The 12,506-nt window shown below is 71.5% G+C and carries 13 protein-coding genes; 6 read left to right on the top strand and 7 right to left on the bottom strand.

Features of this window, described 5'->3' with window-relative positions; genetic code table 11:
* Positions 1–54: 54 nt before the first annotated feature.
* The 6 genes from ACIQM4_RS27280 (at position 55) to ACIQM4_RS27255 (ending at position 4,046) form a co-directional block, all read left to right on the top strand.
* Entirely contained in the window at positions 55–936 is an 882-nt protein-coding gene (locus ACIQM4_RS27280; protein WP_401596690.1) for an STAS domain-containing protein, read from the top strand.
* Positions 933–1,337 (top strand): STAS domain-containing protein, encoded by a 405-nt coding sequence (locus ACIQM4_RS27275; protein ID WP_401596687.1) that lies wholly within the window; start codon positions 933–935, stop codon positions 1,335–1,337. The genes ACIQM4_RS27280 and ACIQM4_RS27275 overlap by 4 nt, the downstream gene beginning before the upstream one ends.
* A complete protein-coding gene (locus ACIQM4_RS27270; protein ID WP_401596684.1) occupies positions 1,321–1,791 on the top strand; it encodes an anti-sigma regulatory factor in 471 nt (156 codons plus the stop codon). Before ACIQM4_RS27275 ends, ACIQM4_RS27270 begins: the two co-directional genes overlap by 17 nt.
* Positions 1,792–1,900: 109 nt before the next feature.
* Entirely contained in the window at positions 1,901–3,172 is a 1,272-nt protein-coding gene (locus tag ACIQM4_RS27265) for a PP2C family protein-serine/threonine phosphatase (RefSeq protein ID WP_401596681.1), read from the top strand.
* Positions 3,169–3,645: an STAS domain-containing protein gene (locus ACIQM4_RS27260; protein WP_401596678.1), complete on the top strand. Its 477-nt coding sequence runs from the start codon at positions 3,169–3,171 to the stop codon at positions 3,643–3,645. The genes ACIQM4_RS27265 and ACIQM4_RS27260 overlap by 4 nt, the downstream gene beginning before the upstream one ends.
* A gap of 17 nt (positions 3,646–3,662) precedes the next feature.
* Entirely contained in the window at positions 3,663–4,046 is a 384-nt protein-coding gene (locus ACIQM4_RS27255; protein ID WP_401596676.1) for an ATP-binding protein, read from the top strand.
* A 175-nt stretch (positions 4,047–4,221) separates the two neighbouring features.
* Here the strand turns inward: ACIQM4_RS27255 and ACIQM4_RS27250 are convergent, their stop codons facing one another.
* The 7 genes from ACIQM4_RS27250 to fmt all read right to left on the bottom strand — a co-directional run bounded on the left by ACIQM4_RS27250 (position 4,222) and on the right by fmt (position 12,400).
* Entirely contained in the window at positions 4,222–5,061 is an 840-nt protein-coding gene (locus ACIQM4_RS27250; RefSeq protein WP_401596673.1) for an RNA polymerase sigma factor SigF, read from the bottom strand.
* Between the two features lie 193 nt (positions 5,062–5,254).
* On the bottom strand, positions 5,255–5,917 hold the full coding sequence (locus tag ACIQM4_RS27245; protein WP_401596670.1) for a response regulator: 663 nt from the start codon (positions 5,915–5,917) through the stop codon (positions 5,255–5,257).
* 300 nt (positions 5,918–6,217) lie between these two features.
* On the bottom strand, positions 6,218–7,660 hold the full coding sequence (locus ACIQM4_RS27240; protein WP_401596668.1) for a GuaB1 family IMP dehydrogenase-related protein: 1,443 nt from the start codon (positions 7,658–7,660) through the stop codon (positions 6,218–6,220).
* Positions 7,661–7,950: 290 nt separating this feature from the next.
* Positions 7,951–8,964 (bottom strand): sugar-binding transcriptional regulator, encoded by a 1,014-nt coding sequence (locus ACIQM4_RS27235; RefSeq protein ID WP_401596884.1) that lies wholly within the window; start codon positions 8,962–8,964, stop codon positions 7,951–7,953.
* A 161-nt stretch (positions 8,965–9,125) separates the two neighbouring features.
* A complete protein-coding gene (rpe, locus tag ACIQM4_RS27230) occupies positions 9,126–9,812 on the bottom strand; it encodes a ribulose-phosphate 3-epimerase (protein ID WP_401596665.1) in 687 nt (228 codons plus the stop codon).
* Positions 9,813–9,963: 151 nt separating this feature from the next.
* Positions 9,964–11,424, bottom strand: coding sequence for an RsmB/NOP family class I SAM-dependent RNA methyltransferase (locus ACIQM4_RS27225; protein ID WP_401596662.1), 1,461 nt, complete (start codon positions 11,422–11,424; stop codon positions 9,964–9,966).
* 34 nt (positions 11,425–11,458) lie between these two features.
* Positions 11,459–12,400, bottom strand: a complete 942-nt coding sequence (gene fmt, locus ACIQM4_RS27220) for a methionyl-tRNA formyltransferase (protein WP_401596659.1) — start codon at positions 12,398–12,400, stop codon at positions 11,459–11,461.
* Positions 12,401–12,506: the final 106 nt, after the last annotated feature.

Raw genomic sequence — 12,506 nt, 5'->3', positions numbered from 1 at the left:
GGCGGTCCGGCAGGCTGCCGCCCCGGCAAGCGATGCCAACGGCGAGAGGTGTGTGTGAGTACCAGCGAGTCAACCGTGCGGGAGCGTCTGCTGGACGCCCTGCGCGAACGGGAACAGGAGATCGCAGATCGCTGGGTCCGGCTTCAGCTCGAACAGTCGGCCCCCGGCGCCGACCTGAGGGAACGCGAGCTGCGCGAGGAGGCGGACCTCCTGATCTCCGCCCTCGGCGGAGCCCTGGCCGCTGACGTGCCCGTGGAGCGGCTGGTGACGTCCCAGCACGAGCTGCGCAGCGCGGTCATAGAGCTCTCGCTGTGCCGCGCCCGCGCGGGCGCGTCCCCGACGGCCACCTCCCTGGCTGTGCTCTCCCTCAAGGAGGCCCTGCTGGAGGCCGTGCAGCACACCACCACGGACACCGCCGAGCTGTTCTGCGCCGCGGTGCTCGTGAACCGGCTGCTCGACGCGGCGGGCGCGCTGTCCTTCGAGACATACGTGGAGGGGCGCGAGGAGATCATCCAGCGCCAGTCGCAGCAGCTGACGGAACTGTCCACGCCCGTCGTGCGGCTGTGGCACCACGTCCTGGCCGTATCGCTGATCGGCACGCTCGACACGGCCCGTACGCAGGTGGTGACGGAGAACCTGCTGCAGGGCATCCAGGAACACGAGGCCAAGGTGGCCATCGTCGACATCACCGGCGTCCCGGCAGTGGACATCGCCGTCGCGCAGCACCTGATGCACACGGTGAACGCGGTGCGGCTGATGGGCGCGGACTGTGTGATCTCCGGCATCCGGCCGCCGATCGCGCAGACCATGGCCCAGCTGGGCATCGACCTGTCCACGATTTCGACCTGCGCGACCCTCGCCGACGCGCTGACCGCCGCGGTGCGCCTCACCGACCGGGCGCCGGTCCTCGCCAGTGCCGTGCCGGCGGGCGCATGAGTACGCCCGGCGGGGTACCGATCCTGCGGCTCGGCGACGTCCTGGTCACCGGCGTGCTGAACGAACTCGACGACAAGTCCGCGGTGGCCTTCGCCGACGAACTCACCGCGCGGATCGTGAGCGACTCGGCGAACGGCGTGCTGATCGACATCTCCCGGCTGGAGATCATCGACTCGTTCGTCGCCCGTATGCTGATGGAACTCACCACCATGGCAAGGCTGTTGGGCGCCCGCGTGATCGTGGCGGGGATGCGCCCCGCCGTGGCGATCACCCTGGTCGAGCTGGGCCTGCGACTGACCGGCGTGGAGACGGCCCTCAACGCCGAACAGGGCCTGGTCGCGCTGGGCTGGCAGCGGATGCCCCAGCGCCCCGGGGAGGCCCCTCATGACTCTCTACGATGAACAGCTCGCCACAGGAGCCGAGTTCGCCCCGCACGCCGGATCCGCGGGCGGATCCGGCGCCTCGACGTACGCCGTCGTCACCGAGGAGGACCTGCTGACGGTCCGTCATGCGGTGCGCTCGGCCACCGTCGAGGCGGGCTTCGGCCTGGTCGACCAGACGCGCGTCGTCACCGCGGCGAGCGAGCTGGCACGCAACGCCTACATCCACGGCGGGGGCGGCAGCCTCGTCGTCGAGCAGGTGCAGCAGGGCGGCAAGCGCGGTCTGCGGCTGACCATGCGCGACACCGGGCCCGGCATCCCGGACCTGGAGGTGGCGCTGACGGACGGCTACACGACCGGCGCGGGCCTCGGGCACGGCCTGGGCGGGGCGCGTCGGCTGATGCACGAATTCTCGGTGCACAGCACGACCGGCGAGGGCACCACCGTCGTCGCCACCCGCTGGAACGGTCGCTGATGCCGGCACAGACATCGCAGAGGTCGCAGAGGTCCGCCTCGCACAGCCCGTCGTCGCCGAGTACCCCCTCGCAGGGGAGCAGGCCGCGGGGAACCCCGAATCGAGACGCATGATCCCCCACAGCACCACCCACCATTCCCTGCCGGGCCTGCGCACCGCTCTGCGGCGCCTCGCCCACCAGTTGCGGCTGCCCGTCGATCAGCGGGCCAGGCTCGCACTCGCCGTGACGAAGGTGGCCGCGGGGGAGCTGGTTGCGGGCCGGTCCGTCACCCTGCACGCCTGCCGGGAGACCGACCCCGCGGACGGCGGGCGGGCGGTACTCACCGTACGGCTCCGCACCCCGCTCGCCCCGCGCCAGCCGTCGCTGGCCGACCTTCCGCTGCCCGCCGAGCGGATGCCCGGGGCGGCGGCCGTGTGGCGGTTGCCCCAGCCCCCGGACGACCAGGGCACCCCGATACCCGCCCCCAGGGCGCACAGCGACGGCAACGGGCAGCCGCCCGGCCTCGTGGACCTCCTGGAGGAGGAGCTGAGCGCCGCCGTCGCACGGGCCGACTCCCTCGCCGAGGACCACAAGCGGCTCAAGCACGAACTGGCCGAGACCAACAGCGGCGTGCTCGCCCTCTACGTACAACTGGAGGAGCGCGACGAGCAGTTGCGCCGCGCGCACGGTCAGATGCTGCGAGAGCTTGAGGACGCGCTGCGGCCCTCGCCGGTGCGGGTGCCTGGCCTGGAGATGGCGGTGCACTACGAGCCGGCCGGTACGGACGCCCCGACCGGTGGGGACCTCTACGACTGGTTCCCGCTGCCCGACGGGCAGGTGCACATCACCCTCGTCGACGCCCTGGGGCACGGCGTCACCAGCACCCGCAGCGCGCTCGACGTGACCCATGCCGTGCGGACGCTGGCGCTGGAGGGCCACCAGTTGCAGTCGATCGTGGCACGTACCGACGAGATCCTGCTGCCCTTCGACCGCGAGCTGATGGCGAGCGTGCTGCTGGCCAGGATCGACCCGGCGGACGGCCGGCTGACCCTGGCCAACGGCAGCCATCCGCCCGCCCTGGTGGTGCGCGAGGACGGCAGCGCGCAGTACCTGGAGGTACGCGGCCGGGGCATCGGCTACCCGCTGCCGGGCAGCGAGACCCTGCTGCACGACACGCTGGCCCACGGCGACCTACTGGTGATGTACACCGACGGACTGACCGAGAGCAGACGCGACCCCCGCGAGGGCGAGCAGCGGCTCCTGGAGGCCGCCAGGCGCCACCGGCACCTGCCGATAGACCAGATTCCCGGCGCGATCGCCGCCGACATGCACACCGTCATCCTGCACCCCGACGACACCGTGGCCCTGACCGTACGCCGCACCCGCGAGGACAGCTCATGAGCCGTGACCGTGACGTGAACCGTGACCGTGACGCGAGCCGGGACCGTGGCACCAACCGTGACCTCGGACCGAGCCAGGAACTCACCGTCGCCGTGCAGCACCGGGAGGCGGGGCTGGTGCTCGCCGTCCACGGAGACCTGGACTTCGACAACGCGCCCCGGCTGCGCACCACCATCGCCCGGCTGACTCTCGCTCCCGGGCAGTTGCTCGTCCTGGACCTCTCCGGGCTGACCTTCTTCGACTCCAGCGGCGTCACCATGCTGATCATCGCGCGGAAGGTGGCGCTTGCCGCCGGTGCGCAGATCGCGATCAGCGGGGTCTCCTCGATGGCGGCGAAGATCTTCCGGATCACCGGCCTGGACAGTGTCTTCCCGTTCTTTCCCGACCCGGCGGCGGCGTTCGGGAAAGGACGCGGACATCCAGGGGCCGGCGGGTGCGATGAGCGGGGCGACTCGGGGTATGCGACCGGTTGATGACTGAGGAGCCGCCCGTGGTTGTCCTGGATTCACCGCACGGAGCACAGGGAGACAGCGCGTCCGCCCGGGAGACCGCTGCCGCCTATCTCACGCAGCACTGCCCCTGGGCCGATTTCGACGCCGTCCTGCTGGTGGTCAGCGAGCTCGTCACCAACGCCGTACGGCACACCTCCGGCTGGTGGCGGCTGCGGCTGCGCGCCGGACAGGGGAAGCTGGTGGTCGAGATGGACGACTCCTGCCCGGACCCGCCGGTGCCCAGGGAACCCGACTTCGCCGGGGGCGGGGGCTTCGGCTGGCACATGGTGCAGCGGCTGGCGGGACAGGTGGAGGTGCGTCCGCTGCCCGAGGGCAAGCGGGTCCGCGCGACATGGCTGCGCCCGGTGGAAGGCGCCTACTGAGCCTCTCCCCCGGCGTCGCGCCCGCTGAGCATCTACCCCGATGTCGGCACCTACGCGCACGCAGCACCCCGGACGGTACGAAGGAAGAGGCCCGGCCGCCCCGACGGGGGGCTACCGGGCCTCTTCTGCGTACGTCACTCACTCAGGGCTGTACGTCACTCGCGCACGAGCGGTCTCACTCCTGGGTGAGCAGTCCCTCGCGCAGCCTCTTCGTGATGCGCGTCAGCAGCCGGGACACCTGCATCTGGGACACGCCCAGTTCGGCGCCGATCTGCGACTGCGTCATCTCCGCGCCGTACCGCATGCTCAGGATCTGCCTGTCGCGCTCGTCGAGCTCGTCGATGAGCGGCTTCAGCGCCTGGACGTTCTCCACGATCTCCAGGTCGGCGTCGGTGTCACCGAGCCGGTCGGCGAGGGTCTGCGAACCGGAGTCCGCACCGTCGTCGAGCGGGATGTCGATGGAACCGGCCGTGTAGCCGTTGGCGGCGACCAGGCCCTCGACGATCTCCTCCTCCTCCATGTCGAGGTAGGCGGCGAGCTCGGAGGTGGTGGGCGCACGGTCGAACTGCTGGAACAGCACGTCGGACGCCTTCGCGAGGTCTATCCGCAGCTCCTGCAGCCGGCGCGGCACGTGCACCGACCAGCTGGTGTCCCGGAAGAACCGCTTGATCTCACCGACGATGCACGGCATGGCGAAGGTCGCGAACTCGACCTCGCGGGTCAGCTCGAACCGGTCGATGGCCTTGATCAGACCGATCGTGCCGACCTGGACGATGTCTTCCATCTGGTCGGCGCGGTTGCGGAAGCGGGTGGCCGCGTACTTCACGAGCGCCAGGTTGAGCTCGATCAGGGTGTTGCGGGCGTACTGGTACTCGTGCGTGCCCTCCTCAAGGACGGCGAGCCTGGCGAAGAAAAGCTTCGACAGCTCCCGGGCGTCCTTCGGGGCTACCTCCGCCGGATTCTCCACATACGGAAGTACCTGCTCCGTGGGCACGGTCGCGGTGTCTTCCGTCATGGTTCCAGTCGGGACTGCGGTCGCCATGGACACGGTGTCCTCCCCTTCATCGGTGTATCAGCGCAAGGGCGCGTGTACCCGAAGGCAGGCTTGCCATTCGCGTTCACCCCCTGCGAATTTATTCAACACCACCTTCGCATCCCGGATTTACACCATCTCCCCCCGCCAACCCGTCCGAAACCCCCACCGCGGCCTACTGTCCCTCGTCCGGAACGAGCCCCGCCTCGTACGCGAGGATTGCCGCCTGCACCCTGTTCCGGAAGTCGAGCCGGGCCAGGATCTGGCTGACGTACGCCTTCACCGTCCCCTCGACGACATGCAGCCGGCGGGCGATCTCGGCGTTGGAGAGGCCCGCACCGAGCAGGGCGAGCACGTCGCGCTCCCGCGCGGTGAGCGCCTCGACCCTGGCGCGGGCACCGGCCTGCTTGCCCAACTGCCCGGTGCCCAGATGGGTGATGACGCGCCGGGCGACGCTCGGCGAGAGGTACGCGCCGCCCTCGGCGACGGCCTGGACCCCGGCGATCAGTTCACGCGGGTCCCCCGACTTGAGGACGAACCCGGCGGCCCCCGAACCGAGCGCGCTCGCGATGTACTCGTCCTCGGAGAAGGTCGTCAGCATCATGACCGCCGCCTGCGGCAGCACCCGGCGAAGTTCCCGGGCCGCGTCCAGCCCGTCGAGCCGGGGCATCCGGATGTCGAGGAGACAGATGTCCGGCCGGTGGCTGAGGGCCAGTTCGACCGCCTCGTGACCGTCCCCGGCCTCGGCGACGATCTCGATGTCGTCCGCGGCCGAGAGGATGGCCCGCACCCCGGCCCTGATCATCACCTCGTCGTCCGCCAGCAGTACCCGTATCACTCGCGCTCCCCCCAGCCCCGGCCGAACCACCGCCGCAGGCTAACGCAACGGGCCCGCGGCCCCAGGAGGGGGGCCACGGGCCCGTTCAGGGACGCGGGAACGGCACGACAAGCAGCCCGGTTCCTACGGGCGACGGCACTACAAGCAGCCCGGTTGCTACGGGCGACGGCACGAAAAGCATCCCAGGGGCCACGGGCGACGGCACGACAAGCAGCCCAGCGGCTACGGGCCGGCGGCACGACCAGCAACCCAGGGGCTACCGGCTGCGGACCGGCCCCGGTCCGTCCCCGCGACCGACGGTCAGCTCCAGCTGGCGTGCAGCGGCTTGCCCTCCGCGTACCCGGCCGCGCTCTGCACCCCGACGATCGCCTTCTGCGCGAACTCCTCAAGCGAGGCCGCCCCCGCGTAGGTGCAGGACGAACGCACTCCGGCGACGATCGAGTCGATCAGGTCCTCGACGCCCGGACGGGACGGGTCGAGGAACATCCGCGAGGTGGAGATGCCCTCCTCGAAGAGCGCCTTGCGGGCACGGTCGTAGGAGGACTCCTCGCTGGTGCGGTTCTTGACCGCACGGGCGGAGGCCATGCCGAAGGACTCCTTGTACCAGCGGCCGTCGGCCGACTGCTGGAGGTCGCCGGGGGACTCGTAGGTACCGGCGAACCAGGAACCGATCATGACGTTCGACGCCCCGGCCGCGAGCGCCATGGCCACGTCGCGCGGGTGCCGGACACCGCCGTCGGCCCAGACGTGCTTGCCGTGCTTCTTGGCCTCGGCGGCGCACTCCATCACGGCGGAGAACTGCGGGCGGCCGACGCCGGTCATCATGCGGGTGGTGCACATGGCGCCGGGACCCACGCCGACCTTGATGATGTCGGCACCGGCCTCGATGAGGTCGCGCACGCCCTCGGCGGCGACGATGTTGCCCGCGACGATCGGGACCTGCGGGTCGAGCGCACGCACGGCCTTGACCGCGGTGATCATCGATTCCTGGTGGCCGTGCGCGGTGTCCACGACGAGCGTGTCGACGCCCGCGTCGAGGAGCTGCTTGGCCTTGCCCGCGACGTCGCCGTTGATGCCGACGGCCGCGGCGATGCGCAGCTTGCCGTTGGCGTCGGTGGCGGGGGTGTAGAGGGTCGCGCGCAGGGCGCCCTTGCGGGTGAGGATGCCGGCCAGGCGGCCGTCCTTGTCCACGGCGGGGGCGTAGCGGCGGTTGGCACCGTCGAGCTTGTTGAACGCCTCGCGCGGGTCGATGTCCGCGTCCAGCAGGACGAGGTCCTTGGACATGACCTCGGAGAGCTGGGTGAAGCGGTCGACCCCGGTCAGGTCCTGGTCGGTGACGACGCCGATCGGCCTCTGGTCGGCGTCGACGACGACGCCCGCGTTGTGCGCCCGCTTGGGCAGCAGGGAGAGCGCGTCGGCGACAGTCTGGGTCGGGGCCAGCACGATCGGCGTGTCGAGGACGAGGTGCCGGGTCTTCACCCAGGAGACGACCTCGGTGACGACCTCGATCGGGATGTCCTGCGGGATGACGACGAGACCGCCGCGGCGGGCCAGCGTCTCCGCCATGCGGCGGCCGGCGATCGCGGTCATGTTGGCGACGACCAGCGGGATCGTGGTGCCGGTGCCGTCGGGGGCGGAGAGGTCGACACCCTGGCGGGAACCGACCGCGGAGCGGCTCGGCACCATGAAGACGTCGTCGTACGTGAGGTCGTACGGCGGCTTGAGATCATTGAGGAAACGCACGCGCGGAACATCCAGTCGTTCGGTGTTGGCCCCGGGGCATTTCAGCCCGGGGGAAAACGCACGTACTTGATTCTCCCACGACTGCCCGCATTCGCGCGCCGGGCCGATCCTCCAGGCCGGACGTCGTGGCCATGGTCGATGCTCCAAACCGGCCGCGCCGACGCCCCCGGCACGGCCCTCCGGCGCCTCTGGCAGGGCCCCACCTGGGCCCCCGGCACGGAAAAGGGGCGCACGGCATCACACCACGCGCCCCCCTTGTCCGTACGGGTACTCCCCGCCGGCCGTCCGGATCAGTCGTCCGGGTCCGCCCGGTCCAGCGCGGGACGCGGCGGCGGCCCGCCCGCGTGCAGGAGGTAGTCGGCCGCTGCGGTGTCCGTGACCAGGCTCGTCACCAGGCCGGAGCGGAGCACCGCGTCGATCGCCGCGGCCTTGCGCAGCCCGCCGGCGATGGCGACGACTTCGGGTATGCGGCGCAGCCGGTCCGCCTCGACGGTGATGCAGCGCTCGCCGAGGTCACGGCCGACCCTGCGGCCCTCCGCGTCGAAGAGGTGCGCCGAGGTCTCGGCGGCGACGCCGAGCGAGGCGTAGTGCGACCGCTCCTCGTCGGTGAGCATGTCGTGGACCGTGGAGATGCCCCGCTCCCACGAGCCGATGGACACGCACGCGACCGTCACCTTGTCGAAGTACTCGAAGGCGCGGGCGATCCCTGTCTGGTTGCGCAGCGCGGCAGCCGTCGCCGGGTCGGGCAGCAGCATGGGCGCGTAGATCGGGTGGGCCTCGCCGCCGGAGACCTGGGCGGCCCGCCGGACGGCCTCCACCGAGCCGCGTTCCGCCGTGCCCGCGTCGTACACACCCGTCAACTGCACGACCGTGCACGGCGGGAGGTGGTGCAGGGCGGCGGCCATGTGGATCGTCGACCGGCCCCAGGCCAGGCCCAGCACATCGCCCTCGTTGACCAGTTCGCCGAGCAGGTCGGCGGCGACCTCTCCCAGGTTCTCCGGGTCGGGGGCGTCGTCGGCGGCGTCCGCGGGGGACTCGACGACGACCGCATGGCGCAGGCCGTACCGGGCGCGCAGGGCGTCGGAGCGCTCCGCGTCCAGTTCGGCGGGGACGCGGATCTCGATCCGGACGAGATCACGTTCGAGGGCGGTCTCCAGGACCCGGGCCACCTTGAAGCGGCTGACGCCGAACTCCTCGGCGATCTGGATCTTGGATTTGCCCTCAAGGTAGAAACGGCGGGCCATGGCCGCCGCCTGAACCAGCTCAGCGGGTCCCATCCGCATGGCCGACCGGCCCGCTGACATCGCAGACACCGCGATCTCCTTAACCTTGGTTCACTTTCACACAATGGTTCGTCGTTCATCCTGTCAGATGTGACGGACCTTGATCAGCCCTGTGGGCCCACGTTCATTTTGCCGTCTTGTTACCGTGGCCGTACCGCTGCTGCGCCACCGCTCTCCGGGTGTCAGTGCGCGCAGGCCCACGACGCCTTGGCCGTGGTCTCGTCCGCCTGGTGGCGCAGCATACGCACGGCGGCGGCGGGGTCGTCGGTGTTGTAGACGGCGGACCCCGCGACGAAGACGTCGGCGCCCGCGTCGGCGCACCGCTCGATGGTGCTCGCGGAGACCCCGCCGTCCACCTGGAGCCAGAGCTCCAGTCCGTGCTTGGCGATCAGCTGCCGGGTACGACGGATCTTCGGCAGCATGATGTCGAGGAACGACTGCCCGCCGAATCCGGGCTCGACCGTCATGATCAGCAGCATGTCGAGCTCGGGGAGCAGGTCCTCGTACGGCTCGACGGGCGTGGCCGGCTTGAGCGCCATGGAGGCGCGGGCGCCCTTGGCACGGATCTCACGTGCGGTACGCACCGGGGCGGCGGCGGCCTCGGCGTGGAAGGTCACGGAACCCGCGCCCGCCTCGACGTACTGCGGCGCCCAGCGGTCCGGGTCCTCGATCATGAGGTGGCAGTCCAGCGGAATGTCCGTGGCCCTGCTCAGCGACTCCACGATCGGCACACCGAGGGTGAGGTTGGGCACGAAGTGGTTGTCCATGACGTCGACATGGAGCCAGTCGGCGCCTTCGACGGCCCTTGCCTCGTCGGCGAGCCGGGCGAAGTCGGCGGACAGGATGCTGGGGTTGATCTGGGCTGCCATGCCCCCAAGACTGCCATGCCCGCGGAACCCCCAGCCCTGCCAACCCCGTATTCACCGACCGGCCCGACCTCCGTGCCCGGCCTCCGCGCCCGGCCTCCGCCGTCCGGCCTCCGCGTCCGAGGCCGGACGGCGGAGCCGGACCGCGGGGTCCTCAGCCCACCCGACGCAGAATCGCCAGATACATCGCGTCCGTCCCGTGCACATGCGGCCACAGCTGCACGTCCGGTCCTTCGCCCAGCGCCGAGACCCCCGGCATCAGCGGGCGCGCGTCCACCCACTCCACCTCGAACGGCTCGTTGCCCGCGCCCTTGCCCTTGATGACGTCGTCCACGACGGTCCGCGTCTCGGCGAGGTGCGGCGAGCAGGTCGCGTACCCCACGACTCCCCCGACCCGTACCGCCTTCAACGCCTCCCGCAGCAGCCCGCGCTGGAGCGGGGCGAACCCCTCCAGGTCCTCAGGCCGGCGCCGCCACCGCGACTCGGGACGCCGGCGCAGCGCGCCGAGCCCCGAGCACGGGACGTCCATCAGCACCCGGTCGAAGGTGCCGGGCCGCCACGGCGGACGGGTGCCGTCGGCCGTGACGACCTGATAGGGCCCCGGGTTGCCGGCGAGCGCCTGCTCGACGAGACGGGCCCGGTGCGGCTGCTTCTCCGAGGCCAGCAGCGCCGCGCCCCGCTCGGAGGCGAGGGCCGCGAGCAGTGCGGCCTTGCCGCCGGGTCCCGCGCAGCCGTCCAGCCACCGCTTGTCGGGGCCCTCCACGGGGGCGTTGGCCAGAGCTACCGCCACGAGCTGGCTGCCCTCGTCCTGGACGCCGGCGCGTCCGTCCCGTACCGCTTCCAGCGCGCCCGGCTCGCCACCCTCGGCCATCCGTACCGCGTACGGCGACCAGCGGCCCGGCAGGGCGGAGTCCTCGCCGAGCCTGTCGAGGAGTTCCTCGGGGGTGGACCGGCCGGGCCGGGCTACTAGGGTCACCTCGGGCCGCTCGTTGTCGGCCTCCAGGAGGTCCTCAAGTCCGCCACGGCCACCGCCCAGCGCGTCCCACAGCGCGGAGACGATCCAGCGCGGGTGCGAGTGCACGACGGCGAGATGCTGTTCGGCGTCGTCCTCGTACGGCGGTGCCACCTGCTCCACCCAGGCTTCCAGGTCCTGCTTGGAGATCTTGCGGAGCACCGCGTTGACGAACTTCGCCCGTCCCTCACCGAGCACCACCCGGGCCAGCTCCACGCTCGCCGAGACGGCGGCGTGGGTGGGGATGCGGGTGCCGAGCAGTTGGTGCGCGCCGAGGGCGAGGACGTCGAGGACGGGTGGGTCGACCTCGCGCAGCGGCCGGTCGATGCAGGCCGCGATGATCGAGTCGTACGTACCCTGCCTGCGCAGCGTGCCGTAGACGAGCTCGGTGGCGAGCGCCGCGTCGCGCCCGTCGAAGCCCTCGTTCTTCTCCCTGGCCTTCTTCAGCAGCGGCGGCAGCACCAGGTTCGCGTACGCGTCCCGTTCGTCGACGGCGCGCAGCGCCTCGAAGGCGAGGAAGCGGACAGGGTCCTTCTGGGGCTTGCGGTGCGGCTTGTACGGCCCCCGCGCGGGACGGCTCTGTCGGGGCTTCTGGTCGCTCACAAGGTGCTCCGCTTATCGAAAGGGTCGAACCCCCTCAGCCTACTTCCGCCTTGGCCAGGACCTCTCCCGGGGCGATGCGCACGCCCCTCGCCCAGTCGGCGGCGCGCATCGGCTTCTTGCCCTGCGGCTGCACCCAGAGCAGCTCCACGGCGTGCGAGCCGGTGCCCACGTGCACGTGGTTCTTGCCCGCGGACAGCTCGCCGGGGGCCAGGTCCGTGCGGTCCTGGGCCGGCGCCGTCTGCACCAGTTTCAGCCGCTCGCCGCGGAAGACGGTCCAGGCGCCCGGCGCGGGGGTGCAGCCGCGCACGACACGGTCGACCCGCAACGCGGGGGCGTGCCAGTCGACCTGTGCGTCCTCCACGGTGATCTTCGGGGCGAGGCTGACCCCGTCCTCGGGCTGCGGCACGGGCTTCAGCGACCCGTCCTCGATGCCGTCCATGGTGGCCACGAGCAGCCCCGACCCCGCGAAGGCGAGCCGGGTCAGCAGGTCACCGCTGGTGTCCGTGGCACGCACGTCCTCCGTGACCACCCCGTACACCGGCCCCGAGTCCAGGCCCTGTTCGATCTGGAAGGTCGACGCACCGGTCACCTCGTCGCCGGCCATCACCGAGTGCTGCACGGGAGCCGCGCCGCGCCACGCGGGCAGCAGCGAGAAGTGCAGGTTGACCCATCCGTGGGCGGGGATCTCCAGGGCCGACTTCGGCAGCAGCGCTCCGTACGCCACGACCGGGCAGCAGTCGGGGCCGATCTCCCGCAGCCGGGCCTGGAACTCCTCGTCGCGCGGCTTCACCGGCTTGAGCACCTCGATCCCCGCCTCCTCGGCCCGGTCGGCCACGGGGCTGGCGACGAGGCGGCGGCCACGGCCCGCGGGAGCGTCGGGGCGGGTCACGACGGCCACGACCTCGTGCCGGGAGGCGATCAGGGCGTCCAGTGCGGGAACGGCGACCTCGGGGGTGCCGGCGAAGACGAGCTTCATGGATGTACGAGCCTCTCGGTCGGCGATCGGGCAGCGTCGGCGATCGGGGCGCCACCGGCCCGGTCGGGGCAGCGCACCAGTCTATGGGCGATGCCCGGGGCCTGCC

Source organism: Streptomyces sp. NPDC091272, assembly GCF_044757485.1.
In the GTDB taxonomy this organism is placed as follows: domain Bacteria; phylum Actinomycetota; class Actinomycetes; order Streptomycetales; family Streptomycetaceae; genus Streptomyces.
Note: the sequence above shows the minus strand (reverse complement) of the source record. Positions and strands in the feature narration are given on the sequence as shown.

Coding starts and splice junctions, on each gene's coding strand:
- ACIQM4_RS27250 (WP_401596673.1), bottom strand. CDS start 5,061: ATGACGGAAGACACCGCGACCGTGCCCACGGAGCAGGTACTTCCGTAT.
- ACIQM4_RS27265 (WP_401596681.1), top strand. CDS start 1,901: ATGATCCCCCACAGCACCACCCACCATTCCCTGCCGGGCCTGCGCACC.
- rpe (WP_401596665.1), bottom strand. CDS start 9,812: ATGGCAGCCCAGATCAACCCCAGCATCCTGTCCGCCGACTTCGCCCGG.
- ACIQM4_RS27270 (WP_401596684.1), top strand. CDS start 1,321: ATGACTCTCTACGATGAACAGCTCGCCACAGGAGCCGAGTTCGCCCCG.
- fmt (WP_401596659.1), bottom strand. CDS start 12,400: ATGAAGCTCGTCTTCGCCGGCACCCCCGAGGTCGCCGTTCCCGCACTG.
- ACIQM4_RS27260 (WP_401596678.1), top strand. CDS start 3,169: ATGAGCCGTGACCGTGACGTGAACCGTGACCGTGACGCGAGCCGGGAC.
- ACIQM4_RS27275 (WP_401596687.1), top strand. CDS start 933: ATGAGTACGCCCGGCGGGGTACCGATCCTGCGGCTCGGCGACGTCCTG.
- ACIQM4_RS27235 (WP_401596884.1), bottom strand. CDS start 8,964: ATGTCAGCGGGCCGGTCGGCCATGCGGATGGGACCCGCTGAGCTGGTT.